The sequence below is a fragment of the Halobacillus kuroshimensis DSM 18393 genome (assembly GCF_000425705.1).
Taxonomy (GTDB): Bacteria; Bacillota; Bacilli; order Bacillales; family Halobacillaceae; genus Halobacillus; species Halobacillus kuroshimensis.
The window spans coordinates 159,982-186,291 of the sequence record NZ_AUDY01000008.1 but is presented as its reverse complement, the minus strand read 5'-3'; the positions used below and the strand labels follow the sequence as shown (position 1 = coordinate 186,291).

Below are 26,310 nucleotides of genomic sequence, written 5' to 3'. Positions count from 1 at the left end.
CCCTGACAGTTAGCGTCAGGGAAGTGATTATACTTCATGAAATTTTATTAATTCCGACAGAACTTCAACAAGTCTTTTTTTTAGACTGATTGGCTCAATAACTTTAATTGACTGATTGTACGGTAAAAGTAAATAGGGTACGTATGTATGGATCACATCTTTTTCTAGAAGAAAGACGGCTCGATTTGAAGTCCGTTCTTGTAAATAATGTCCTAAAAACCAATGATGACAAATATCATCCAATACACTTTTATCCCCACTAATAACGAAAGAAATTGCCGCTTCCTTATCTTCAATAGCTGGAAGAAGATTTCTTGTGAAAAAGTCACGTGCTGAAAAATTCTTGGGCCGGTTAAACTTATTTTCGGTTAACATTAGACTTTCAATCCGATCTACTCTAAAACTACGGATATCATTTCTAAACTGACAAAACCCAATTACATACCACTTATTATTCCAATAAATCATTCTATACGGATCGATCAATCTATCATCTAACTGTTTTTCTCCACTTTTATGGTAAACGATTTTTATTGAATACCCGTCAGCTACGGCCTGCTCCAACTCCTTCAAAAGAGGTTCCATAGAAAATGAACTAGATCTACTGATCACTTCAAGACTCGTTAAATGTTGGTTTACCTTTGTTTCCTGCTCTTTATTTGAGTAGTTACTTAGTTTTGAAATGGCCCTATTTAGTGCCTCACCACCATAATATCCGGCTTCTTCTGCAAATACAGCAGCGTGAAATAGCGAAGTTTGCTCCTCAAAATCAAAAAAAAGAGGAGCCTCAATAAAATTGTTTAATAAAGTGTAACCACCGTTATGTCCTGGTTCTGAAATAATAGGTACGCCGCTTGTTGAGATTGTATCAATATAACGATACACAGTCCTTATATTCATCTCTAACTTTTCCGAAATTTGTTTTGCAGTAATTTTTTCACCTGTACGAAGCATCCATAAAATTGCTAACATACTATCAATTTTAGACATATAATCCCCCCTCTATATCCCTCTATCTATATAATTAATGACCGTCTTACAATGCCAATTATTTCGAGTGTTATAATACTGACCCATCCACTAATTCAATTAAATGGCTGGCTAATTAAATAATATCCTTCTATATATTTAGATATGGGAACCAACCATTATCAAAGATTAGCCCCCGATACAGAAAGACTTGATTTCAAGACATTTTGTGTGATTCAATAGCGTACACACCATTTACTAGAAGAAGAGTGTTATCCATTTAGTCTACTTTGTAATTTTTCCAAATAATACATTGCAAATCCTTTTACATTCTTATTTGAACTTTGGGATAACTCATGCAAAACCTCATTTAGATAATCACCTTCTAAACGACCCTCATTGTCACCTTCCGCACAACACGATAAATAAAGAAGCAAATTAAAATGAACTTTAGGCTTTTTATGATGCCTCATTTTTTCGACCATATATCGTGTTAATTCACAGGAATGCTGCCCTTTAGCGAAAGACTCAGCTTCAAGATAAATATCCTTGTGAAATCATGCTCGATTATTCAAATATCAACACCAAACTTTAACAGAACCTTTTATTTAAGGCAGAAGCCCCCGCCTGTAACGGAGAGAGATGTAAGAAGATGCTTCCTTACTCTCCCCATAACCCGGCTGCTCCTTTTGAAAAACAAAACCTCTGGCTTCGTAAAATGGAATGCCCTTATCATTGCCTTTTTGCACCGAAGCCCATTGTTCTTCCGCTCCATAAAGATCCTTCTGCTGCTTCGTCAAGGCTTCCAGCAGCTTCGTACCGATTCCCCGGCCTCTGTAATCCGGATCGAGATAGAGGACATAGATTTCACCGGCCTTCTGATCGATCATTCCGCCGCCAATTGCACCAACAATCCTTTCATGTTCAAAAGCAGTTATGTAGCCGCTCCAGTCTCTCCCTGCAGGGACAATCTCTTTTTGGATGCGGTCCAGGTTATAAAATTCATCGATGACGTTTTGCAAGTATTCCTCGCTGTAAATCGCTGCGTACGTGTCCTGATTCCCCTTGATACAGACCTCACGGATGCCGGAAGCATCCCTCATGACGGCATTTCTAACTGTAATCATCGATTCTCCTCCTATATTCTCTGCTGGTGGGTATGTTTGAAATCTGTGCCATACTTTAAACCGTAGCCGATGGTCCGATCCATCCCGATATGAGCCGTCCAGATAAGCGCCAACGCGGTTACAAGCCCCCACTGGTAATATAGACCGGAGAGGAGAAAAAGTCCCGGCACTACATAGGTGTGGCCGATATTGTATAGGACGGCTCCCGCCTTCGTATTTATGATATAGCCGAGCATGAATACATCAGGTGCAAGAAGGAGAAGAAGAAACAACCAGAGCGAATAGCCGGTCGTTGTGTAAAAATAAGACGACAAAATGAGGACGAGTAATCCTTCCAGATGAATCCATGGTTTCGGCACCGGGTTCAACTCCTTTTTAGATAATCGGTTTGAAAAAGGGCCATGACAAGCAGGTCGTGCCATGAACCGTTTCGGAAAAGCTCCTCCTTCAGACGTCCCTCTGTTGTAAAACCTGTATGCTCATACAATCGGACGGCGCGTTCATTAAACGCATAGACTTTGAGCGACACTTTGTGGAGGTTCAATTCCAGAAAGCTGTAATCCAAAAGCCGTTCAAGCGCTTCACGGCCGTACCCTTTTCCCCACTTCTCCTTCTCGCCGATATCAAGGATCACTTCCGCATGCCTGTTTTTGTAATCCATCCCGATCATGGAAGTGATCCCAACGATCTCTGATGTTTCAATTTCTTCAATCATGTAACTTTTCGATGTGTCTGAGGTGGTGATCATCTTGATGAATTGTTCGGTGCTTTCATAGGTGTGGACATCGAGGTGGGGCTGGGTCGTCTTCATTACTTCCGTATCATTTCTCCATTGATGGTAGATGGCTGCGTCTTTTCCCTCTACTTTTCGCAGACGTATGCGTTCCCCTGTAAACAAGTCATTCCTCCCTTTCTCTGCTGGGACGTTCACCTTTAGTACGGTCAACAAGGAGAAACGTTTCAAAAATCAGGCAGGAAATCGGATGCTTTCATTATTCACCTGCACATTCCCATGACCTGCTTTCCTCATCCGTCCTGATGCAAAATCATTGTTTGTGAATTGACGGAAATACTGCCTTGCTCCGTTATACGTCGTATACCACAGCTGATTGATAATGGTATACGTTCCATGACCTGCAAAGCGGAGCGGATGATAGGAAACACCGAAGACCGGATGAGTCATTTTAGCAATCCCGTACCTGCCCTTTTCATCCAGCCACAAACCCAGCATCTTTTCCATTTACACACCCCCCTCCCACTCCTCGACAGAAACGAGACCGCCCTCACCCACGTACGCGGTCCCTCTCCCCTTTAGGACAGCCGTTACAGGATAAACCTCCGCCATCTGATCAGAAAACAGCCACTTTCTACCCGGTTCGAGGAGCAAAAGAAAGCTTTCGTCTTCCTTTTCCCCCATAAAATTCAGGACGTGCGGCCGGATTGGGCGCTTTTCTCTTTCGATGAGATTCAACCGTTCAAGAACTTCACCCCCCTGCCCGGCGTCCACCGCTACAAAGCTCATTTCACTGACCTTCTGCAGGCTCTCTATGGAGAACGGCTGTCCATCACTCTGTGGAGCCGTACGCCTTGCGATACACTCGACAATATTACCGGCGGGATCTTGAAAGTAAAAGGCGCGGGCCTGAAGATGCTCGAAGGCCACCTCATCCTGATCCTCTTCTTTTAGGAGCGGGGTACGTGCCTTCACCCACTCTTTCGCCACCTGAAACTGGTCTGCCGGGATATCAAAGGCGAAATGGTAAAAAGGATTTCCCTCCTCTACTTTTTGAAAAGTGATGGTGCTTCTCCCAGCTTCAATGGTCAGTTGATTTTCTCCCGATTCTCTCTCCTTAAAACCGAGGACCTCTTCGTAAAAATGTTTCATATCCTTGAGCGGCCGTGTATCCAGCATGACTTTTTCAATAAGCATTTCTTATTCCTCCTTCACAGCGATACCTTAATGGTAAAGAGAGGGGAAAGAAATCACATCAGGGGACAGACCGATGTTTTCTACGTCTTTCGATGGAGAAAAGACATCCGTTGCCATCATTTTCTGTCTGCCACAACAATCAAAAAGGCGGTCGGAAACTTTCCCGACCACCTTTTTAGTATCTTATCCCTCATATTCAGCAAGAGTTACTGCCAGCTCATCCTCAATCTCCTGAACTGAGCCTAAATAGTTATTCAAAAGGATGGAGAAAATCAACTCGTCTCCGCTTTTCGCTGTAACATAGCCGGAAAGCGAGGTCACACCAGTCAATGACCCTGTCTTGGCATGTATATTCCCTTCAGCTGCTGTGTCCTGCATCCGGTTCCTCAATGTACCACCAACAAAACGTTCTTCCTTTCCTGCCACGGGAAGGGATGTGTAGAACGCGTCATACCACGGTTCCTGGCGAACTTTATATAAGAGTTCTGAGATTTCATCGGCCGGAACCATATTGACATGCGACATGCCGGACCCATCGCGCAGACGCATCGTATCTGCATCCACATCAATCGTCTGCACATACTCTTCTACGACATCCAACCCTTTATCCCAGCTGCCCTCATCGTAAACGGTCCGCCCCATTTCCTTGATTAACACCTCAGCGTGTCCGTTATTACTCAGCTTCATGAACGGGATGAACAAATCCTCAAGCGCCATCGATGTATGAGATGCAACAAGGTCGGATTTCTCCGGCGTTTGTGCGTACGTCATCTTTCCTTTTACCTTTATGCCGGCTTCCTCCAACGCTCTTTGGAAAAGGTCAAGCGCAAGTCCAGACGGCTCATCAACCGCCACCCAGGAGCGGGACCGGCTGCTTTCAAGTGGAATAGTCCCTTCCACAATAATTTCGTTTGTGCCGTGTTTCCGTTCAATCGTGACATCTTTCTCTCCATCTTCAGCAACCGTCTTCGTTTGATTGATAATCGTCACGTGGTCTGTTTCCGGTGTCACTTCGACAACGGCCTCTTCCCCTTCCTCCGCCGCTGGGTAGGCAGCGACGATCACCGTTCCTGCATCATAATCTTTGTTTGGGGAAGCCGTCAGGGCGGATATCTGAGAGGCGTAATAACGCGTTTCATCATTCCAGGAAATATCCTCAGACAAACGGATATCATCGTACCATGTGTCATCTGCAATCAGGTTTCCTTTGACTGAACTGACCCCTTGGTCCTTCACCTGTTGGGCAAGTCCCTGAAAATCCTCGTACAAAAGCGTCGGATCTCCCTTCCCTTTTAAGTAAAGGTTGCCATGGAGTTTACCGCCCTTTACTTTTCCTTCTGAAAACACTTGCGTATCAAACGTGTACTCAGGTCCCAGCGTGTCCATGGCAGCCGCTCCCGTCAGCAGTTTCATGTTGGAGGCCGGCTTCAACCGGTCATGGGCATCATGTTCATATAAGACCTCCCCCGTGTCGGCTGAGCGGACACTCACACCGCTCAGCGCTCCGTCCAGCTTCTCATCACTTAATAGAAGGTTGAGTTGATCAACCAATTCTTCATGTTCCAGAGAAGCTGTCACTTCTGTCTGGACAGGCTGAAAAGGAAAAAACAAAACAAGACTCGTCAACGTCAGGACTGCAGCATTGGATAATTTCCGCATATGTATACGTCTTCCTCCTCGAATATAGGATCTTCTACACCTTACCAAATATTACAGAATATTATAATAATTAACAGATAATTTCCATAAAACAGCCCCAAGGAAGCAGTTCTTTGGATAGAGTTTCAACCTATATATCCTCTCAGCTGCGTGACCAGTCCCATGCCGCTTGTTGAAGTTGTTGGACAAACCCACCTTTTCCCTCGATGTACGCGTCGATATTAAAACGGTGTGCCTGCGCCAGCTGCTTTTTCAACCGGCCATAAGCGTTCCGCTCCGCTTCATGCGTCCGAAGATAATCACGGAATACGAGATGACGCTCTATTTCAGGACTTCCCACTTCAAATATGTGCACATGATGGGTTCTATCCTGTCCTCCTTTTTGAAAAAAACGACGGCCGGGCAATCCGTTCTCACCTTTCGCTTCATATCCTGCCTCCTCCATTGCAGCGACAGCTTCATCGACCGCTATCAAATCACTGACGACAGGAAGTAAATCAATCACCGGCTTGGCCGCAAGTCCAGGAACAGCAGTACTGCCGATATGATGAACCTCAACCAGTGTTGGACTGAAAATTTTTTCCATCAGCTGCTTTTCCTGTTCAAATAAAAAAGACCAGTTTGAATCGTAGGAGACAACCTCCACCTTCCTCACTTGACATCCCCCTTTATTTTCCTTAATATCCATATTCAAGTATAGCAGATGAGTAAATGTGTCCCGTTTGAGCAAACTATTTTCGTTCCTGTCCTTCATCGTGTATAACTTATCGTGTAACATCACTTATTTAGGAGGTACCATCATGAGCAAAAAAGTTCTAATGGTCGTAACCAATCACACTAAAATCACAGATGATCATAAAACAGGCCTGTGGCTTGAGGAGTATGCTGTTCCTTATAATGCCTTCAAAGAGCAGGGCTATGAGGTAAAAGTAACAAGCATCCAGGGCGGCGAAGTTCCCCTCGACCCCAACAGTATTCCTGAAGAAGAAGTGAAAGAATGGGCGGAAGCTCAAGCACAGCTGAAGGATACAGCGAAGCTTTCCAAAGAAGATGCCAACGGATTTGACGGTATTTTCCTTCCAGGCGGACACGGGACAATGTTCGACTTCCCGGAAAACGAAACACTTCAGTATGTCCTGCAGCAGCATGCGGAACAGAACAACGTTATCGGCTCTGTCTGCCACGGTCCTAGTGGTCTTGTACATGCGACCTATGAAAACGGCACACCGATTGTCAGCGGCAAAAAAGTGACCGGATTCACAGACTCCGAGGAAATCGGCATGGGTCTGGATGTGCATATGCCATTCATGCTGGAAACAGAACTGCGCAACAAAGGCGGCGAATTTTCCAAAGGGGATGACTGGAGCGCCTACGCGGTCCGCGACGGTAATCTGGTAACCGGCCAGAACCCGATGTCCAGTGAAAAAGCTGCAGAGAAAATGGTTGAAGCTTTAAAAGAAAACTAAAAACTCCCTTTCCAAAAGGAAAGAGAGTTCCAGGCTGTCGGGAATGATCCCGACAGCCTTTTTTATGTCAGAGGTGCTCCTTTAACCGGCTGGAAAAAACGGGTGGTGATTTGATCGTGAGGCACCGGGGCACTGCACAGATACCCCTGGTACTGGTGGCATTTCCTTGAAATCAAGTAATCCAGCTGGGACGGCGTTTCTACACCTTCTGCGATGACGTTCAAGTTCAAATTGAGAGCCATATGGATGATCGTATCTACAACAGCCCTGTCTTTGGAACTTTTGTGGATTGTCTGGATGAACGATTTATCAATTTTAAGGGTATCAAGCGGGAAGTCCTTCAAATAATTCAAGGAGGAATATCCGGTCCCGAAATCATCGAGGGAAATTTTAATTCCCATCGCTTTCAGCTCATGCATAAAAGGAATCGCTGTTTGTGGATTTTGTACGACACTCTCCGTCAACTCGAGATCAAGGTACTTCGGATCCAGACCGGTTTCGTCCAGTATCTGCTTAACGGAATCCACAAATCCCGGATCGTTGAACTGGACGGCTGAAATGTTGACAGAGATATGAAAAAGCTCATGACCTTCATCAAGCCATGTTTTGAACTGAGTACAGGCTTTTTTGAGGATCCATTTCCCTAGTGGAATGATCAGCTTTGTCTCCTCAGCAAGTGGAATGAAATCCAGCGGAGAGACAAGTCCCAGTTCACGGTGATTCCAACGAACGAGCGCTTCGAAACTTTTCACATCCCCCGTACCAATAACGACCTGAGGTTGATAGTAAATCTCGATTTCTCCGCGTCCGGCCGCTTTTCTCAGACCGGTTTCCAGCATCATTTTCCTGGAAATCACTTCATTAATCTCCATCGTAAAGAATTGATACTGGTTGCCGCCCTCTTGTTTCGCCTGATACATCGCTGTATCTGCAAATTTAATAAGGTCATCCGCTTCCAGGCCGTCCTGCGGATAAAGACTGATTCCGATCGACGGCGTCACGAACAGTTCCACCTCATCAATGAAAAAAGGCTCCCGCAGAGCATCAAGCAGCTGACTGGCAGCCATGCCGGCTTTATAGGAACTTGTCTCTCTCAAAACCAGAATAAACTCATCCCCGCTCTGCCTGGCAGCAAAATCGTGATCTCCTGACTCTGCCTGCAGTCTCTCTGTTACCTGCTTCAGCAAGGCGTCCCCTGTTTTGTGTCCATACACATCATTGATTTGTTTAAATCGATCCAGATCCAAGAACAAGACGCCGGCTTCCTCGTTGTTTTTATGCGCCTGCATAAGCACGGTCTCCAAGTGATCGTTCAGCATTCTCCGGTTCGGAAGATGGGTCAGTTCATCTTTATACACGAGCTCATTGATCCGCTCCTGCTGTTGAATACGCTCCGATATATCACGGATGATTCCGGTATAATACGTCTGCTCGTCGTTGGAGGTCGAGGATAAGGATAATTCCAAGGGGAATACCCTTCCTGTGGCGTGCATTCCCTCGAGTTCCACTGTCTGTCCAATCACACGCGCTGCTCCTTTTTTCAAAAACAGAGCCGCCCCTTCAGGGTGTGCCTCATAAAACGAAGGCGGAACGACAATATTGATCAGCTGGCCGACCGCTTCCTTCTGGCTGAACCCGAAGGTATCGACAGCTGCCTGGTTCCAGGCGAGAATCTTCCCTTCCTGGTTCATGGTGATCACGGCATCATTCGCCGATTCCACAATGGTCTGGTACAGGGTATCCATGAAAAGGATATGATCGCTGTGCTCTTCCATTTTCGTATCGTATCGGTTCACTAAAATAAACAGGCCGATTAACACAAACACTCCGAACGTCACGATGTACCCGAGCGGCGTCGGGTCTATAAAAGGATCGGTGTGAGCGGACGTTTCCACATGATAAAAGCTTGCTGATGCCATTCCAGTATAATGCATTCCGCTGATCCCGGCCCCGAGCACCAAGGAGGCCCCTATTTTAAAGCGCTTCATCCTTCTTGGGTAATTCATAAAACTCTTCAATACAATCAAAGCGGTAAAAGAAGCCGCAAAAGCAATGGCTGCCGAAGCGGCAACAAGCTGCGCATCATACCGGATCGCGGCTTCCATAATCATCGCTTCCATGCCGATATAATGCATCGAAATGATGCCGAGGCCGATTACGATCGAACCGACAGCTGCGTCAATCCGTTTTTTCAATCCACGACTCATCAAATAAAATGCAAGAAAGCTCGCACCCGCTGAGGAAAGGATGCTGACTGTCAGAAGCCATGAATCATACCGGACCGGCATGCCCATGTCGTAGGCGAGCATCGCAACAAAATGCATCGACCAGATGCCGCCGCCCAGCGTAAGCGCTCCAGCTGCTATCCATTTCCACTTCGTCAGGCCAGAAGCCTTTTTCAACCGTTCCACCATCGTCAACGAAGCAAATGATGCGGCCACAGCTGCAACAATCGATAAAATTACAAACCATGTATTATAGGAACCTGTCATTTCCACTCGTCTTTTCCCTCTCTTCTTTTCATCTATCTCTTATATCGGCGGCCGGGTGTCAAATTAGAGAGAATTATGGAAAAGAATCAAGCCTGGGCTTAGCTTTTTTGACGGAGGGTAAAAGACATAGTAGGATGAACAAACAAACGTGACAAGTGAGGTGGTTTTTTGGACTCTTGGAGAAGCTGGTCGTGGGAGGATATCTTAGCCGTCATCCTTTTCCTGACCGCCGTTATCCTGCTTCGATGGATATTAACAGGACTTGTGAAACGCCTGTTTTCAAGTCGTCCACGGGCAGAAAAAGCTTTTCTATCTTTAATCAATTGGTTTTCCTACAATGGGATTCTCGTCTTTATCATTTTTTATTTTGCCGATTCCAAATGGCTGTTCTATGAGCTCATCCCTATAGAAAGTGTGGATGTCACCCTTTTTCTCATTATCGTAGCGCTTCTCATTCTGACGTTCGCCTTCCGGATTTCCCGGATTTTGAACAGGTACATCTTTCCGTTCTTTTATGACCGGCATCAACTGGATAAAGGGACCCGTTTCACTATGGAACGTGTCATCCATTATGTCATCATGGTGATCGCGTTTTATATCAGTTTGACGACAGTAGGCATTGATCTCAGCGCCCTTGCCGTTTTTGCCGGAGTGCTCGGCGTCGGGATTGGTTTCGGGATGCAGAACATTGCCTCCAACTTTATTTCCGGACTGATTCTTCTTTTCGAACGGCCGATCAAAGTAGGAGACCGGGTCCTCATTGATGATGTGGTTGGTGATGTTCAGCGGATCAGCATGCGGGCGACGATCGTACGCACGTTAGAAAATGAGCACATCATCATTCCGAACTCTTATTTTCTTGAAGAAAAAGTAGTCAACCGTTCCTTTTCCGACCCACGCCTTCGTCTAACCATTCCGGTCGGTGTCGCTTATGGTTCCGATGTGGAAAACGTGAAGAACGCTCTTCTGCAGGTAGCCGCGGACGCTCACGAAGCGAATACGTATGTTCTCAATGATCCAAAGCCTTTCGTAAACTTTAAAGGCTTCGGCGATTCCTCCCTGGACTTTGAGCTGTTTGTCTGGATATCCAAACCGGAGGACTTGATCCCGATCAAAAGTGACCTGAACTTCAGCATTTATGCAGCGTTCAGCCGTGAAAATATTGAAATTCCATTTCCACAGCGCGATTTACATATTAAATCGAACGCAGCTGGACTATTTAACGACAAAGAAGGGCAGCCTTAACCAGCCGCCCTTCTTTGTCGTTTTTATCTAATTTGAAGGATATAATAACATCTGGAACAACATCTCTCTTCTATCACATCAATTATTGAATAAGCGTCATCGTTATAATGAGAGTCGTTAAACACGGATCGAGCTGACATCCTTTTTTGTTCATGAATAAAGAATTCCCAATGGGTAAGGCAGTAGTATCCTTACAACAAACCATAAAATAACGGCCAAAAACAGGAACAGCACAGCGATACTCAATGTCTGCCTGTAACGCTTTTGTTCTCTTGAATTTAAATGAATGATATCCCAGACCAGCCTTAGGAAGAGTAAACCCATGATAAGGAACATGAAGAAAATCAGTGATGTATCAAACACTTTAGAAACGATAAATACTACAAAGATCCCGATAAAAGTTAAGAGGTTGTCCATTCTTTTATCCACTTGCTCGATATTCCCATCTAATGCTCTAAAGATCCCCTTCACGAAACGCCCCCCTTTGAGTCAAACCTATGTATTTGAATTACTAAACCAATGTAGGCTCTTTCCCATTATTGCTGTTATTTTCAATGATAGATCAGCGGATAAAAATCCAGCATAGTCACCGTGATTAATGCTATATATATCTGTCGCCAATCTTTTTTTTGCTGGAGTAAGATGATTGAGTGGGATTGATGGAGTTGCGATAAATGGTTTGTTCGGCATCAGCCTTTTGTTCCTTAACCTTATGTAAGTGTCGATCATTATCTATACCTGTTTAGAAGCCCAAACGAAGAGCATTCCCAATAAAATACTCGAAATAGAGAGGAGCAGGAAAGACCCTCCTAGCATCAGGGCTGGAATGAGGTAACAGACAGCAGCAGCTGTGATGCACCATCCTGTAACAAATAAAAAGCTGGAAAATAATTCAATGATGTTTTTTATAAAACCACCTCATTTAAGTACATCGTTCGTTGCAGGCAGACTTCTATACACTTACCTTCCTGCTGTTGATAAAATAGAATACACAATAACTCAGGAATAATATCGTTAAATAAAACAACTCAGGATAATTTGTTTTTATGCCCTCCAAGCGGGGATCTCCCCCATTAAAGAATTCAAAGAGAAGATTTGCAAGCATGAACAGAATGATTGTTGACCAGCTTTGTATCACTGCTTTTTGTTTAATCCACTGTTTTCGTTCATCTTCTTTAGGCTTGAAGATAAATTCTTGGCTGCCGGACAACACCCCTACAATACCAAGCCAGATAAACGGAATAACTAAGTTTGTTAAAAATACATTCATCTTACACGTCCCCTTCTACGGTTATGGTTTAAATACTTGATCAACAGTGGTTCCTAGCTGTTTTGCGATATTAAATGCCAGTTTCAAGGTGGGGTCATACTTGTTATTTTCTATAGCATTGATCGTCTGACGGCTGACATTACACAGATCGGCAAGTCTTCCCTGGGAAACCCCAAGCTTTTCTCTTAACGGCTTAATCTTGTTTTTCAATTCGTTCCCACCTTTTTTCTTCAGCTGACTGTCAAAAGTATTTTACACTTAAATGGTAATATAACCCAAACATAATGTAAAATACTTTTGACAGTGTAGTTATACTATATTTAAGTAGAGCGAGTATTGACATTATAAAAAGGAGACTGGGACTCTCCTTTATTTTATAGTGATCATATACACGTCTACCTCTCTCTCTTTCATAAGCATCCGCTTAGACTTATGCATGCCGATCGAACGTGCGACATGAGCGGATGCTGTATTGCCCGGCTGGATAAGGGAGAAATACCTTTCCTCCTTCCTGTGCTTCCTGCCATAGCTCAGCAAAAAGTCCGCCGCTTCCTTCGCATATCCCCGTCCTTGGAACTCGTGGATGATCCAATAACCGATTTCCACCTCTTCTTTTCCGTCAACCTGTTGGGGGACCAAGCCGGCATGACCGATACGTTCCCCACTCTCCTTTTCTACCAGAACCTTTAAGCCGAGATCAGGATCTGATTCCTCATGGGTATGGATCCAATGCAGGAATTCACGGGCTTCCTGTTTTGTTTTCACTCCCCCATCACCGATATAAGTCATCATTTCAGAATCTGACAGCATTCCAAACAGAAAAGAGAAATCCTCTTTTCTATAAGATCGAAATTGTATACGTGAACTCGACCACATGAAACCCCTCCTCTTTTATTCACAGTTAGTTTTTTCATTCATAATTTTTCCACTTATGGGCAGGTTACGAATGAAGGGGATGCTTATGAAAGATTTTACAGAAGATGGACGCATATCTGAAATACAACAGTCGTTTGGAAACAGCTCGGACATTAAAACCCGGTCGTTTCAACATCCACGTTTTTCGTTCAGTGGAGTGCTTGTATACATAGATGGGATTGTAGATACGTCGGTGATTGAAAAACATATCCTGCATCCTCTGTTGGATGAACGAAATCGAAACAGGAAAACAGGGGATTTGGATATAGAAAAAGCATTGGAAACAGCAGGTGTGGAAGTTGTTGCCTTTTCCTCTTATAAGGAAAAGCTGATCAATGGGTGGACCCTTATTCTGCTTAAGGACCGCGACCAGGTGATTGCGGCAGATACTGCTAAGTGGAAAGAACGCGCTCTTACTACGCCTAAAGGGCAGCGGGCGGTCGAGGGGCCGGATATCGGATTTAATGAGAGTAGAAAAAGTAATGTGGCACTGGTGAGAAGCATTGTGAAAAACCCGATGCTGCGTGTCGAAACAGAAACCTATGGAAGCATCACTCAAACGTCTGTTTCCCTTGTGTTTATTGAATCTAAGGTGGATGAAGCGATTCTGAAGGATGTCAGGGAAAAACTCTCCCACATATCCATGGATTATATCCTGGACTCGAACTTCATATCTGAGTATCTGACAAAAGAATCCAAATCAATTTTTCCATTGATCATCAACACCGAAAGACCCGACGCAGCCGCTGCGCAGATCATCGGGGGAAGAGTATGCATTCTCGTGGATGGTTCTCCCTATGCCCTGATTGCCCCTGCAGAATTGGTGCAGTTTTTTCATACAGCCGAGGATTATTATATTCAAAGCCGTTTCAATCCCCTACTCCGGCCGCTGCGCATCCTGTTTTTTTGGCTGTCGCTTTATATTCCTGCTCTTTATGTTGCCTTTACTACATTTCATGCCGGGATACTACCGGATAACCTCCTTGTCGGGTTCGTGGCTCAGAGGCAGGTGGTCCCTCTGCCTACATTTTTGGAAGTGGTGATCGTCAACTGGCTGATAGATGCCATTTATGAAGGCTCCAACCGGCTGCCGCAGAGTGTTGTCCTTACGATTTCGATATTTGGAGCGATTGTTTTCGGGCAGTCGGCCGTTGAAGCCCAATTGATCCAGCCGATCACCCTCGTCGTTCTAAGTGGATCGTTTATATTATCGAGTATCGTCCCGGCAGCCGCACTGAACTATGCGACGCGTTTTTTACGTCTCAGTCTAATCTTAATCAGCGCCCTTCTCGGGCTGTACGGATTGGCTCTGGCTACTTTGATGCTGCTTATCCATTTATGTTCCCTGAAAAGTTTCCAAGTTCCTTATCTTTCCCCGATCGCCCCTTTTACGTGGAAAGATCAAAAAGATACCATCATCAGGGAAGCCATGCCTGAACTTAACCCGGCAGAAGTGACATTTCCGAAAGAAGAGGATCCATCCTCAAAACGTTGATGGTGGAGGGAAGTACGCATGAAAGAAATCCGTTTGAGGCTTCTACTGATTCTACTTATTTTCATGGGAGCCCTTTTCATCAGTTATATTCAAACCACCCGGCTGCACACGCTTTCGCTTGTCACTGGAATGGGCATTGAAAAAGAAGAAGGCATTTATTCGGTTACGCTCCAAATTTATAACCCGGAAGCCAATGCTAAAGAATCTTCCAGTGAAATTGGTGGGAAAACCTATACAGCTGCTGGTGTGACAATTGCTGATGCCATAGCAGCCTTAAGAAACGATATTTCCAAACGCATCTTCACGGAAACGCTTCAAATCGTTGTCCTGGGAGAGCAGATGGTCAAAGAGGAAGGGGTCGATCCTGTTCTTGACTATTTGGTCCGCGCTCCTGAAATTCCGGGAAACATCCAAATGGTGATTGCCAGGGAATCATCGCCCGAATTCGTATTTCAAATGTTCCCGGCGGACGATAAAGTAACAAGCAGCCATATAAGAAAATTGCTGAGTCATTCAGAACAGCGGTGGGGTACGTTTCAAGACATATCTGCTGAACGTATCAAAAGCCTCTTGGAGGACAAAACAAGTGACATCGTTATCCCCTACCTGGAACTTAAAGGCGATAAAATGGAAGGCCTCTCCAAAACCAGCACGGAAACATTCACGCCCGCGGCCTACTTTTCGCTGACCGGACTGGCTTTATTATCGAACGGCAGGCTGAAAACCTACTTCACCTCTGAAGAGAGCCGCCTGCTGGCCTTACTGCGGGGAGTGAATCAAAAAGAGAGCCTCACCTTCCCATGTAAGGATGACAACCGTTATATGACCATCAGAACTACAAACACTAATGCTTCAACGAAAGCATCGGTCGATCCATTATCCTTCAACATACAGGTTCACGTGAAAGCTTATGTAGAGGAATACGGGTGTAAAGAGGAAATGAATGGGCAGCGGGGGATTCAAGAGCTTGAGGAATGGCTGGAAGAAACGATAAAAAAAGAACTGACAGTCATGGTTCAAAAACAAGAGGAAGAGGGGGCAGACTTTCTCGGTTTAAAAGATCACTTGTACCGCCATTCACCTGCCTATTGGAAAAAGATGAAGAAGGAGAAAAACGAAGACCTTTCAAAGGTCCCTGTAACGATCGATGTTCAGGCTGTGCTTACTAAAATAGGGAAAACCTCTAAATTACCTTTATGATGAGGACGATAACATGGAACGGACAATCATTACCCCCACTCAGTTTTTCTCACTCATGCTTTTATTCCTGACAGGAACCACCATTATTGTAGGCTTGAACTTCACAGCGCTGCAGGATAGTGGATTTGCTGTACTCTTCGAGATGGCCGCCGGTACTTTCATGTTCTATTTTTATATGTACCTCTCTGAAAAAAGAGGGTGGCAGAATCTCGATGGAATCTTAACCCAAGCATACGGAAAAACAACAGCCAAAGTAATCATTCTGCTCTACAGCTTGTACTTTCTCTATATTGCCGGCCGCGTAACCACAGACTTTTCCTTTTTCGTGACGCACATTATTTTTCAGGACACTCCTCCGTGGGTCATTATGATCCCATTTCTGATGATCATCGGTTACTCGACGGTCTTAGGGATCGAAGCTGTCGCCCGTAGTGCAGAAATTCTTGTTTTCTTTACGATTATGCTTTTGGTTATGTTATGGGGACTCGGGTTCTTTTCCGAAGAATTCGATCCCATCTATCTGCTGCCGTTATTTGATCAGGATTGGTCTGTCCTGCTCTCCATGATTTTCCCTACGGGTATCAGCTTTCCCTATGGAGAGTTGATCGTATTCACCGTTCTGTTTTCCTTGGTAAAAAATAAAAAAACAGTGAAACGCTACGCCTGGGTCCCTATTTCAGCAGCAGGCTTTATCATTATCATCACGATGGAGCTTGTCATCGGCATCCTGCATGCACCGATGGCAGAACAGTATTTCTTTCCTTTTGCTAAGGCGATGGAGCTTGTGACTTATTTCTCCTTTATTGAACACCTTGAAATTTTCACCACTCTTTTACTTCTGAGCGGCGTATTTATTAAAGTCTTTATCTTTGCCTATGCAGCCTATAACCTTTTCAAGGAAACGTTTCCTGTAAAAAAAACAAAGCTTTGGCACAGCTTTCTTCTCATCTTCCTGATTGCCGGCATGTCGATGATCGCTTCTGAAAACCTGATCCAGCACTTGCAGATCGGACTGAAGGTCGTCCCTTATGCTCTACATATCCCCTTTCAATTCGGCATCCCCATCCTTACCGCTTTGGTTTTAATGGTGAAGCCGCAGCGGTAAGGCATGAAAGAAGGCCGCCGCTTCTTCATAAGAAAGTGGCGGGGTTTTCTTACTGCGCTTGTTCGTCCGGTTCGTGAATGCCGATAAGGTTGCCTTCCGTGTCATGGAAATATCCCTGCCAGGCCATACCGGGCAGCGCATACTTCGGCATAGCGACGGTGCCCCCCTGCTCTTTGATCAAACCTTCGGTGCGGTCGAAATTCTCGACACTCATCGTACAGACAAAGCTGTTGACGGGCTGCCCTTTTTCCGGGGCCGGTCCCTGACGCTGCATCAGGGCGCCGTTAATGCCGGGTGTAGAGGCATCCCCGGTCACAGCTCCGAAATAAGGCATCCCTGCATATTCACTGTAATCCTCATACGTCCATCCGAACACGCGGCTGTAAAATTCCTTCGCCCTCTCCATATCATCGACATGAATTTCAAAATGTACCAGACGGCTCACAGGCTACTCCTCCTTTTGGATATTCTATTTATTTACATTCGACTACCCAAAAGAGGATTCCTCCTTTCCAAAGAGGACAGTTGAATCAACTGCTGGATTCTTCGAACATTTTTTCCTTCATCGCAAAGATGGCCGCCTGTGTGCGGTCATGGACGTCGAGTTTGCTTAATAGATGACTCACATGGGTTTTGACCGTTTTTTCTGTAATAAACAAAGCCGCAGAAATTTCCTTGTTGCTCTTCCCCAGGGTAATTTGGTAAAGCACATCCTTTTCCCGTTTTGTTAATCTGAACGGGACCTCCGCCGATTTTCCTTTATGACCCTGGTTCATTTCCGTTAATAACAGCTGGGTCGCTTTCGGGTGGAGCAGTTTTTCACCTCGGTGAGCGGCGCGGATGGTCCGGACGAGCTCATCCGGGTCTACGTCCTTCAGCTGATACCCGGACGCGCCTGCCTGAAGGGCGGGGATAACGTGGTCCTGATCGGAATAACTGGTCAGAACGACGATTTTCGCTTCTGGATACCGTTGAAGAATCTCCTTAGACGCCTCTACCCCGTCCATCACCGGCATCATCAAATCCATCAGGATGACATCAGGAGAACACTCCTCCATTTTTTCCAATGCCGTCCGGCCATTTTCCGCTTCTCCCACCACTTCGATCTCCTGCTGGGTATTCAAAAAGAACTTCAGTCCGCGCAGAACGATTAAATGATCATCGACGAGCATCACCCGTATACTCATTCCATCCGCTCCTTTCGGTTTCCCTTATGAGGGAGAAATACTCGTACTTCTGTGCCCCGTCCCTTCACACTATGGATGGAAAAAGAACCGCCGGCCAGTTCGGCCCGCTCTCTCATACTCGTCAATCCAAGGGTACGGACCTCGACATCTTCACGATGATCGATTCCAGGACCACAATCGGATAGCACCATACCTGCCCCTGTTTTTGTTTCATAAAAGTGGACGGCAGCGGTGGTCTCGTTGGTGTGTTTCTTGATATTATTGAGGGCTTCCTGGCCGATCCGCCATAATGTTTCCTCCGCATTTCCCGACCAGTCCGGAACCTGCTCCATATCGATATCCAGCGTGATGCCGAGATGGACGGCATATTTTTTCAAAGCTGCACTCAACCCTTCTTCAATCCCGACCGGACGAAGCTGCCAGATCAGCGACCGCATTTCCTTCTGGGACTCCTGTGAAAGCAGCAGCATGTCCTCCAGCATCTCCCGGAGGTCCTGTTGGTCATTTGGAATCATTTCTTTTACTCCACGGGCAGTTAAAGAAAGGGAAAAAAGCTTTTGGTTGACTGAATCGTGCAGATCTCTGGCAAGGCGCTTCCTTTCTTCATGCAGCAAAAGCTCCCGGCGTTCTTTCTGAAGGTTCAGGCTCTCAGCTGCAAGAGCCATATTCCGGACGAGGGCCTGTTGGACTTCAGTATCTCTGCGCTCAAAAGGGTGTCTGCTGCCGGAGACCGTATGAAGCAGCCCCACGGTCTCGTTCTTTATGGTGATGTGATGGATGGCCTCTGATTCTCCGTTTTTTTCTGGAATCTGCATAATCTCTTCCGAGAATTCCCCGCCGCTTGACGCTTGTTTTATGTACACATGGTTTTTCTTCACGTACATGGCTGCCGCCTGCCAGCCAAAATGAGCCATTCCTTTCGTAACTGTGGTCTGACATAAGCCAGGGATGTCTTCTTCCTTGTTGATGGAACGAACCACCTTATTCAGCTTTTCATAAAGCTCTGCTCTTTTCTGTTCCTCATGATACAGCCTCGTCCGCTTGATGGCGGTTCCGATCTGATAGGCGACAGACTGCATCAAGGTCAGTTCTTCTTCTGAAAAATGTTCCTTATAAGGGGCTGCGATATTCAATATCCCGAAGAATTCCGTCCCATCGCCGAGGGGAATCGTCGCATGGTGGGAGATTCCCTCCGTGTCTCCACGTTTGTTTTTCACAGCTTCTGTGATCCGCTTGCATTCGATGATATTGACCGGCTCTGTCAGTTTGTTGTTCCAATACCGGTGCAGGCAGTGGCAGTCACCCGAACACATCGGCGCTTTTTCCTCTCTGGAAAGCGCCGGCGGCAGGCCGTAATCGGCGATCATCGTATAATGCGGCTCCTCATCAACGAGAAAGATCCAGCCTGCTTCCAAATGGGTCAGTTCCAACAGCTTCTCAAGGACAGCCTGGAGCATTTCATGCATGTCGTTACAAAGATTCAAAGTTTCCGCGATCCCTTTCATGATTGTTAATTCTTCCACACGGTCATACGCACGCATCCTTTTCCTCCGTTTCCATCAGTTTGTTACGGGAAGGTATTGGTGAAACTCAGCAAGGACGCTGTCCAGCCGGTCCTCCGTTCCTTTCTTTAATCCGCTCTCCGCATCGAAATCCTCCGGGTCGAAGACCATCTGCTGCGGAAGTATCATGGCATACAGGCCCCGGCCGATCGTCCTCATCTGGTTGACCGCATTTATACCGCCTTTTCCTCCGCCACACACAGAAAACAGAAGGGTTGGTTTCCCTTTGAAATGCGAACCATCCAGAAATTCGAGTGCATTTTTCAAGGCTCCGCTCATCCCGTTATGATATTCCGGCGATACCCAGACAAACGCGTCCGTTTCCGCTGCGGTTTTTTTGAATTTCATGACAGCCGGGTGATGCTCCTGCTGTTTTGTACCATCAAATAAAGGCAGCTGCTCTTCACTCAAATCAATCAGCGAAGCTTGAAGCTTCTCCGCCACCTTTGTGGCTGCCTGCCTTGTCCGTCCCTGCTTTCTTGGTGTTCCACTGATCACTGTTATGTTCATTTCGATTCCTCCTTGCTCTTATCTTATCTCTGAAAGGAAAAATCGGACTCCGGGAAATGACGGAACTTTTTCTACAACTTTGGACGGAAAACGTTCGTTCGCCATTGAAAAAGAACAGCTCCCCTTCACCGATGTTGATCGGCATACACCTTTGCCGTTACACCAAAACGGGCTTTAAAGGCCCTGGAAAACGTACTGAGGGACTGATACCCCACATCAAAGGCCGTTGTCGTAATATCACGTCCTGGATTCATCAGCTGTCTTGCCGCTTCCTCCAGCCGGATCTCATGAATGTACGCTCTTGGCGTCCGTCCCGTCTGTTTCACGAACACCCGGTGCAGATGGTATTTGCTCAAATTCATTTGAAAGGCGACCACATCCAGCGTCAGATCCTCCCTGAAATGTTCATTTACAAAGGCCTGTACCTGGGCAGCAATGCCTTCTGGACTGTGAAGATGATCGGCTGCTGCCTGCTGCCATAAGTTTGTGTGAGAGCCCTCTATATGAGTGAGGATGGTTTCTGTAAAAGCTTCCTCGTTGGACAGTACCTGATCGATTCCTCGAAAAGCAGCTGTCTGTATCTGTTTTTCTGCTTCCTTCACGACTGCAGCGGGAACGGTCTGGAGTGCTGAAAAATCTACGGGGGAGGCACCTTGTCCAAGCCGCCCCTCCAGGACCTTCTGGACAACAGTCTCGTTAAAGCTGATCAGCATGATCATCCCTTTTCCCCCGGAAGCTTCATGCTGATGGACATCACCAGGAGGCACAATCAGTGCTTTTTCCGCATCCAGATGCAGATGCGTACCGTTATGGCGGACTGCGATGCTCCGGGACATCGGAATACTGATCTGGTAATGGTCGTGAGGGTGAGCTTCATCCGCCTCCCCCTGCTGTAAATCGAATAGTAAAACTCCGGTATGCTCGAGATCGAGCCTCATTTCCATGCTGCATCTTCCTTTTTTGAGCAAGATTTGCTTATATAACCGCAAGAACCGCCTCGTCCACCCTTCCTTCTTTCCAATACAATAGGTTTACTTCATAAGGAAAGGGGACTTGACGATGGTAAAGCGGACGATAATGATTCAAGCCGGCGGTCATGCGCTCATATCCTTTATATCCATCCTTTTACTTCCGTTTTTAACCTTGTATATGTATGACCGATTCGATGAAAACCTGGGACTGGCTGCTTTGATCATTGGGATCCAGCCCTTCACGGAAATTCTTTTCACACTGCTTTTTGGCAGGTGGATCGACCGCTTCGGACGACGACCAGTTCTATTAGGCTCCCTGTTTTTTCAAATAACGGCGATGGTTGGATTTATCGTGGCTGCCGATGTTTGGACGTTCGCCGCCTGTGCTTTCTTGAATGGACTTGGACGGTTTGTCTACATCCCTGCGGCCAGGGCGCAGATATCAGAAACGGTTCCTTTAGAAAAACAAACACGGACGTTTGCGCTGCTGGAGACAGGTTCGAATATCGGCGCCCTGGCCGGACCTGCTGTTGGAGCGGTGCTTTTTAGCTGGCATCCACCGTTATTGTTCGCTCTGATGGCTGTGCTCACCTTCATCTATGCCTTGATCGTCTGGCTGTGGCTGCCGGAGTCATGGACCGGTGTCCTTACAGGAGCTTCAGAGCGGAAGCCTGTCCCCTATAAAAAACCAGCCTTCCTTGCCTGCAGCATGCTGCCGATCAGTCTGTTTCATGCCCAGATGGAAACCAACTGGCCGGTTTACTTGAAAGAGAACACGGAACATTACCTCTGGTCATTTTCGGTCCTGCAGATGACCGGCACGCTCTTCTTCATCTGCTTTGAAGTCCTGCTTGCCCATTGGGCGGAAAAATGGCCGCGGACCCGGGTCATACAGACCGGATGGCTGTTTTATACAGCGGCTGCATTTGGTTTTGCGTTTTCCTCTCATTTCGTTGGACTTATTGTATCACAGCTGTTGTTGTGTATTGGGGCTGTTCTGGTGCTCAATCCGATGCAGACGTTCATCAGCGCGATTGCCCCGCAGGCTCATAAAGGAAGATATTTCGCCTTGTTCGGCCTGCACTGGGATTTCTCCCGGTCCGCTGGTCCGTTCACAGGCGGCCTCTTCCTTTCCTTTTTCGGTGGAGGGTGGTTGTTTTCCACGCTTGGGATCCTCCTGATCATCGGCGGATTCATACAGACAAACCGCCTGGCCACCTATTCAAGGGATGAACCAGAGAGAGTGGCTGGATGATGGATGTGCATCCAGAATCACTCACACAAAAACCCGTCCTCTCCTCTTATCCCGGGACGGGTTAAATGATATACGTAAACAAGCCGGCCCCGTTCAATACCAGTAGTAAGGATAAAAGGGACCAAAACGGCGGATGCCCCAGAACGGAAAGCCGAATAAACCGAAAGGACCGAAAAACGGGAAGAACAAACGGCTGTCAGCACTGCCCTGGCTCTGCGGCACCTGCTGCTGACCGGCAGGCTTGAGCAAATACAGCTGTTCGTCGTCGAAGCTGTGCAGAATGCCGGCATGAACGGAACCATCATGATTTTCGATCTGGATCATTTGATAAAGGTGCTGATGGCAGAAATCCTTCGCTCCCTGCTGCTGTGCTCCGGTTCGGGGAGACATATGAGACGGATGATTCATCATCGAGACCCTCCTTTTTCTCCCCATCCTATGACAGAAGCCTAAAAGCGTGCTAATCCCATTGTTTAAGGGAAAGCCACAATTTTTTAAGTTTCCGTTCCACAGGTTTTCCTTTGCCGGACTGCTGCTTCTGCCATTCGTTGTAGCTGGCCGTCCCGATCAATAACAGTCCTGCCGTCAACAGGTACACCCACCACGGCGCCCGGCCCCAGTATGGCTTCGTCTGGTAGATGACATTAAAAATGAGCACACTCATTCCTGTAAAAAAGTACGATTTAATCTTAAACTGCATCCCCGTCACCATGGACACTACAGACAAACTGCCGATGATCCACCCATCCCAGAGCGTATGACTGATGATCGCATCGCTCACAAGGTAGGCCGCAATGAAAAGAAGGAGCGCGGACTGCACGTGACTCATGACCCCCCTGTACTCGTGCCACGTTCGTTTTCGTAACAGATAAAAGACGAACAGCAGCGGCAGGGTATACAGTTCAGCTTCCAATAGATCTGGAACGTAGGCCTCATAGTCAACAAGGATCCAAAGATAAGCAATGTAAAAACAGCCGCTCCCGATCGTACAGGACACCTTATCAAACAAGGGACGGTTCCATCTTGAAGCGGATACCATCATCCATGAGCCTGTGAGAAGCAGCGGCAGGACTTCCACCCATGCGTTCCCGTAGGCTGCCGTATAGATCGTAAGAAAACCGATATAAAGCAGGGCGGTGAACGCATAGGCATCGACTTTCTGTCTGGAAGGGACGAGGGAACGGAACAGGTACCCACCTGCACCGTACACGAGCACAGCTGCAGCTGCAAGAACCGGAATCAATACGTCCCTGCCCCAAATCTGTCCGATGTTCTCCCACATCAACAGCGTGAGAAGCAGCGGCAGGAACAGGACATACCACCAGCGGCGGAGATGAATCAACACAAGCGTGATGATGACGTATGCGCACATAGGTGCAATTTCCCAGGAAGCCATAAGGCCGCTCCGGCTCATGATCAGCCCAAGACCAAGAATGGAAAATGGAATCAAAAACCAGTCCAGGCGTTTTTTCCAAGGCTGAGACAAAAAGGTCCAGACGAACCCGAGAATAACCGTGGTGATCATAAACGCATATTCGCCCGGGATCAGCGTCCAAAGACCCCACTGCTCTGAAAGCGTGTAAATCAAAACATATACAAGGAAGGCAGCGGCATAAAGCATCAACCGCCGGCCAATCTCTCGTTCTTCCCGCCAGGAGCTCCAGCTGTACACACCAAGAGGTACAAGGAAAAACAGGGGATGAACGCCCTCTGTTCCAAGCGTCGTCAGCCACATCAACCCGATGATGACCGGAAGCATACCATGAGCCAGCAAGTAAAAGGACGGACGAAGCCCGAGTGCTTTCCCTTTTTCTGCAAGGACAAGCAGCAATACCGGTGCAAACAGACTGTATACGAGCGCTCCGTCAAATCCGGGAAGCGGCAGGGGTTTGATGAGCGACAAATAAAAACCCGCTGTCGTTAAGGCCGGAAATATCCAAAGGGATGCTTTGGATCCATAGACCGTCAGACCGTACGTGACGAATAAACCGATGAACAATAACAGGGGACGGACAAATATCTGATCCACGAGCGGATCGACAAGCAGCAGTGCCATGGCTGCGATATAGGTGCCCTGCCCGATGTAAAAAGTCTTTATCTCCATTGGTTTTTCCTTTAAGAGCCGCCAACCGCCTGCCCCCGCTAACAGGAGCAGCCCGGAACAGGCCAAATGAAACGAATATCCAAAACCATCTCCATACGCCGGAAGCCGGTCTGTCATCGGCTGGTAGATGAGAATCATGGAAATCAAGAGGGCTGCGGGATGAAACCACTGGGCTGTCCATCGCCAGTCCTGTTCAGCTCCCTTTTTGTAGACAGCCACTGCGAGCGCTGAGCTCACGAGAAACTGAAGCGATAGATGCCCATAGGCCTCCATCGTCCAAGCCAGCGTAATACAAGCAGCCATTGCCAGCAGACTTATGTAAAAGCTGCTGAACTTGACCGGCTTCATCCAGCGGCCTTCTCCCCAAAGACCCGGGTACAGGCAGAGAAGTGCAGCGGCAGTATAGACAAACAAATACATCGGTCCAATGCCAATCAGTGACCAGATCTGTGCGGCACTGATCATATAAAAAACCGGGGCCATATACTTAAAAATGGCGCGTCCTGAAACGACAGCAAGCAGCAGATAGTTGATCATGATGATCAGATACGCAGCCAGAAGCAGCCAGGAATCCTGTTCAGCCCGGAGCTGCAGACTTTGGAACGTAATATAGATAAAAGCACAAATAGAAACGACACCACTCGTATAGTGGAACATCTTTTTGACAAAGCCCTGCTGCTTCACGGCATAGGCAAAACCTAAATAAAGCAGACCTGCCGCGGGAAATAACACCTCTTCGATGTGCTGCAGCGGCGAGTGTTCGACAAGCTGATAGACAGCATAGGCGAGCATTGCGGAAAAGACGAATTGATATTCCTTCGTCCCGTAAATAAATACCATCGCCATATACATGGCCGCTGTAAGCAGCAGGTTAAAGCTGTAAAAGACCTCCTCTTCAAAAAAGAAGAGCATGAACAGAGTCGATAAGACAAGATGCAGCTGGGTATATAATGGTAGTTCTTTCGTAAACAGCTGCCAGCGCTTTTGTTTTCTAAAACGGATATATCCTCCAAGCAGAGCAGCGTTGTAGGCCATAACGATGAGATAAAACCCATCTGTACCGACAGGCAGCGCCCCGGCCGCAAATGCCGTGGTCATGCTCATGAAAACCAGCGATATCCATACATACAGCCGCGAGCGGTAAACTATGGCATGGCGGATATACAAAGGCAGTGGAATCAGTGTCCCTGACACGCCCAGGATGTAGCGCCCTTCTCCGTCCAACGAAAAATAGCTGCCAAACAGTTCAAAATAACCGGCGGCCAGTATTGCGACCGGGATCAATAAACTGCCGAGTGTCAAAAAGGCAAAAGCCGTCTTTTCAATTCCAAGCACCCTTTTCGTCCCGTAACTGAGCGCAAAGAAGAAGAGAGATACTCCAATGATGGCTGAGAGCTTTGCTCCTGGTCCCATCTGGTCCCATTGACTCGTTGCAAGAATCACCCCCGTCATAAGCAGGAGGGCTACTCCGAGGATCAAGGACCACGTAATGTTCCGTTCTCTCACCTCTTCGGGAGACTTTTGTTTTTTCATCTTCTTTACCGGTTCAGCCGGCTTCGGCCTTTCTTTTTCAGCCGGTTCGGAAATCTGCTGCCGCTCGATCCTTGCGGCCACGGCTTCCTTATAGTGTTGATCCTGTGTTTTTATATAAGTATAGGTCTCTTCATCGATGTAGCCTTCGCTTCGTAATCGATTCAGCCTCTCGTGGAAGTATTCATCTTTAAGCTGATCGGCATATTTCCCCATCGCTCTCCCTCCTATCCCATCCATTGTAACACTCGGTTGGCAATATTTGGGTCGTGAATAAAAAAACGTCCGGCCCTTCTGTTGAAGAGCCGGACGTTTCCG

The 26,310-nt window shown here is 46.9% G+C and carries 26 protein-coding genes; 6 read left to right on the top strand and 20 right to left on the bottom strand.

The window, feature by feature from the left end; all coding sequences use genetic code 11:
• Window positions 1-27: 27 nt before the first annotated feature.
• The 8 genes from H615_RS0102565 to H615_RS0102530 all read right to left on the bottom strand — a co-directional run bounded on the left by H615_RS0102565 (window position 28) and on the right by H615_RS0102530 (window position 6,340).
• A complete protein-coding gene (locus H615_RS0102565; protein WP_027953690.1) occupies window positions 28-990 on the bottom strand; it encodes a helix-turn-helix transcriptional regulator in 963 nt (320 codons plus the stop codon).
• A gap of 587 nt (window positions 991-1,577) precedes the next feature.
• Window positions 1,578-2,096 (bottom strand): GNAT family N-acetyltransferase, encoded by a 519-nt coding sequence (locus H615_RS0102560; protein ID WP_027953689.1) that lies wholly within the window; start codon window positions 2,094-2,096, stop codon window positions 1,578-1,580.
• A gap of 11 nt (window positions 2,097-2,107) precedes the next feature.
• Entirely contained in the window at window positions 2,108-2,455 is a 348-nt protein-coding gene (locus H615_RS0102555; protein ID WP_027953688.1) for a DUF4260 domain-containing protein, read from the bottom strand.
• 5 nt (window positions 2,456-2,460) lie between these two features.
• Complete coding sequence (locus tag H615_RS0102550; RefSeq protein ID WP_027953687.1) at window positions 2,461-2,994, bottom strand: GNAT family N-acetyltransferase; 534 nt, start codon at window positions 2,992-2,994, stop codon at window positions 2,461-2,463.
• Window positions 2,995-3,063: 69 nt separating this feature from the next.
• Window positions 3,064-3,336 carry a hypothetical protein gene (locus H615_RS20735; RefSeq protein ID WP_051254565.1) on the bottom strand — a complete coding sequence of 91 codons (273 nt, stop codon included), beginning with the start codon at window positions 3,334-3,336 and terminating at the stop codon, window positions 3,064-3,066.
• The gene (locus H615_RS20730; RefSeq protein ID WP_051254564.1) at window positions 3,337-4,026 is read right to left on the bottom strand and encodes a VOC family protein; all 690 of its coding nucleotides are present in this window, start codon (window positions 4,024-4,026) and stop codon (window positions 3,337-3,339) included.
• A gap of 183 nt (window positions 4,027-4,209) precedes the next feature.
• Window positions 4,210-5,685 carry a D-alanyl-D-alanine carboxypeptidase/D-alanyl-D-alanine endopeptidase gene (gene dacB / locus H615_RS0102535; protein ID WP_027953686.1) on the bottom strand — a complete coding sequence of 492 codons (1,476 nt, stop codon included), beginning with the start codon at window positions 5,683-5,685 and terminating at the stop codon, window positions 4,210-4,212.
• Window positions 5,686-5,827: 142 nt separating this feature from the next.
• Window positions 5,828-6,340, bottom strand: a complete 513-nt coding sequence (locus H615_RS0102530) for a GrpB family protein (RefSeq protein WP_027953685.1) — start codon at window positions 6,338-6,340, stop codon at window positions 5,828-5,830.
• Window positions 6,341-6,485: 145 nt separating this feature from the next.
• On the opposite strand from H615_RS0102530, the gene H615_RS0102525 reads away from it, so the two are divergent.
• Window positions 6,486-7,151: a type 1 glutamine amidotransferase domain-containing protein gene (locus tag H615_RS0102525; RefSeq protein WP_027953684.1), complete on the top strand. Its 666-nt coding sequence runs from the start codon at window positions 6,486-6,488 to the stop codon at window positions 7,149-7,151.
• Window positions 7,152-7,213: 62 nt separating this feature from the next.
• Here H615_RS0102525 and H615_RS0102520 read toward each other — a convergent pair whose 3' ends face one another.
• Window positions 7,214-9,643, bottom strand: coding sequence for an EAL domain-containing protein (locus H615_RS0102520; protein WP_244877724.1), 2,430 nt, complete (start codon window positions 9,641-9,643; stop codon window positions 7,214-7,216).
• 168 nt (window positions 9,644-9,811) lie between these two features.
• Between H615_RS0102520 and H615_RS20725 the strand changes: the two genes are divergently transcribed.
• Window positions 9,812-10,888: a mechanosensitive ion channel family protein gene (locus tag H615_RS20725; protein WP_051254562.1), complete on the top strand. Its 1,077-nt coding sequence runs from the start codon at window positions 9,812-9,814 to the stop codon at window positions 10,886-10,888.
• A 150-nt stretch (window positions 10,889-11,038) separates the two neighbouring features.
• Here H615_RS20725 and H615_RS0102510 read toward each other — a convergent pair whose 3' ends face one another.
• The 4 genes from H615_RS0102510 to H615_RS0102495 form a co-directional block, all read right to left on the bottom strand.
• Window positions 11,039-11,359, bottom strand: coding sequence for a hypothetical protein (locus H615_RS0102510; protein WP_027953682.1), 321 nt, complete (start codon window positions 11,357-11,359; stop codon window positions 11,039-11,041).
• 481 nt (window positions 11,360-11,840) lie between these two features.
• Window positions 11,841-12,158 (bottom strand): hypothetical protein, encoded by a 318-nt coding sequence (locus tag H615_RS0102505; RefSeq protein WP_035531175.1) that lies wholly within the window; start codon window positions 12,156-12,158, stop codon window positions 11,841-11,843.
• Between the two features lie 21 nt (window positions 12,159-12,179).
• The gene (locus H615_RS0102500; RefSeq protein WP_027953680.1) at window positions 12,180-12,368 is read right to left on the bottom strand and encodes a helix-turn-helix transcriptional regulator; all 189 of its coding nucleotides are present in this window, start codon (window positions 12,366-12,368) and stop codon (window positions 12,180-12,182) included.
• A gap of 159 nt (window positions 12,369-12,527) precedes the next feature.
• Complete coding sequence (locus H615_RS0102495) at window positions 12,528-13,034, bottom strand: GNAT family N-acetyltransferase (RefSeq protein ID WP_027953679.1); 507 nt, start codon at window positions 13,032-13,034, stop codon at window positions 12,528-12,530.
• Between the two features lie 85 nt (window positions 13,035-13,119).
• Between H615_RS0102495 and H615_RS0102490 the strand changes: the two genes are divergently transcribed.
• From H615_RS0102490 to H615_RS0102480, 3 genes are read left to right on the top strand one after another with little or no spacing between them, the layout of a single operon-like run.
• Complete coding sequence (locus H615_RS0102490; RefSeq protein WP_027953678.1) at window positions 13,120-14,568, top strand: spore germination protein; 1,449 nt, start codon at window positions 13,120-13,122, stop codon at window positions 14,566-14,568.
• 18 nt (window positions 14,569-14,586) lie between these two features.
• Window positions 14,587-15,768: a Ger(x)C family spore germination protein gene (locus tag H615_RS0102485; RefSeq protein WP_027953677.1), complete on the top strand. Its 1,182-nt coding sequence runs from the start codon at window positions 14,587-14,589 to the stop codon at window positions 15,766-15,768.
• A gap of 13 nt (window positions 15,769-15,781) precedes the next feature.
• A complete protein-coding gene (locus tag H615_RS0102480; protein WP_027953676.1) occupies window positions 15,782-16,873 on the top strand; it encodes a GerAB/ArcD/ProY family transporter in 1,092 nt (363 codons plus the stop codon).
• A gap of 49 nt (window positions 16,874-16,922) precedes the next feature.
• Here the strand turns inward: H615_RS0102480 and H615_RS0102475 are convergent, their stop codons facing one another.
• The 5 genes from H615_RS0102475 to H615_RS0102455 all read right to left on the bottom strand — a co-directional run bounded on the left by H615_RS0102475 (window position 16,923) and on the right by H615_RS0102455 (window position 21,076).
• Window positions 16,923-17,318, bottom strand: a complete 396-nt coding sequence (locus H615_RS0102475) for a VOC family protein (protein ID WP_027953675.1) — start codon at window positions 17,316-17,318, stop codon at window positions 16,923-16,925.
• 85 nt (window positions 17,319-17,403) lie between these two features.
• Complete coding sequence (locus H615_RS0102470; protein ID WP_027953674.1) at window positions 17,404-18,060, bottom strand: response regulator; 657 nt, start codon at window positions 18,058-18,060, stop codon at window positions 17,404-17,406.
• On the bottom strand, window positions 18,057-19,601 hold the full coding sequence (locus H615_RS0102465) for a GAF domain-containing sensor histidine kinase (RefSeq protein WP_027953673.1): 1,545 nt from the start codon (window positions 19,599-19,601) through the stop codon (window positions 18,057-18,059). Before H615_RS0102465 ends, H615_RS0102470 begins: the two co-directional genes overlap by 4 nt.
• An 18-nt stretch (window positions 19,602-19,619) precedes the next feature.
• Window positions 19,620-20,132 carry an NADPH-dependent FMN reductase gene (locus H615_RS0102460; protein ID WP_027953672.1) on the bottom strand — a complete coding sequence of 171 codons (513 nt, stop codon included), beginning with the start codon at window positions 20,130-20,132 and terminating at the stop codon, window positions 19,620-19,622.
• A 125-nt stretch (window positions 20,133-20,257) separates the two neighbouring features.
• Complete coding sequence (locus tag H615_RS0102455; RefSeq protein WP_027953671.1) at window positions 20,258-21,076, bottom strand: helix-turn-helix transcriptional regulator; 819 nt, start codon at window positions 21,074-21,076, stop codon at window positions 20,258-20,260.
• Between the two features lie 115 nt (window positions 21,077-21,191).
• Between H615_RS0102455 and H615_RS0102450 the strand changes: the two genes are divergently transcribed.
• On the top strand, window positions 21,192-22,358 hold the full coding sequence (locus tag H615_RS0102450; protein ID WP_027953670.1) for an MDR family MFS transporter: 1,167 nt from the start codon (window positions 21,192-21,194) through the stop codon (window positions 22,356-22,358).
• Between the two features lie 93 nt (window positions 22,359-22,451).
• Here H615_RS0102450 and H615_RS0102445 read toward each other — a convergent pair whose 3' ends face one another.
• Window positions 22,452-22,769 carry a hypothetical protein gene (locus tag H615_RS0102445; RefSeq protein WP_027953669.1) on the bottom strand — a complete coding sequence of 106 codons (318 nt, stop codon included), beginning with the start codon at window positions 22,767-22,769 and terminating at the stop codon, window positions 22,452-22,454.
• A 49-nt stretch (window positions 22,770-22,818) separates the two neighbouring features.
• Window positions 22,819-26,208, bottom strand: a complete 3,390-nt coding sequence (locus tag H615_RS0102440) for an SCO7613 C-terminal domain-containing membrane protein (protein ID WP_035531171.1) — start codon at window positions 26,206-26,208, stop codon at window positions 22,819-22,821.
• Between the last annotated feature and the right edge of the window lie 102 nt (window positions 26,209-26,310).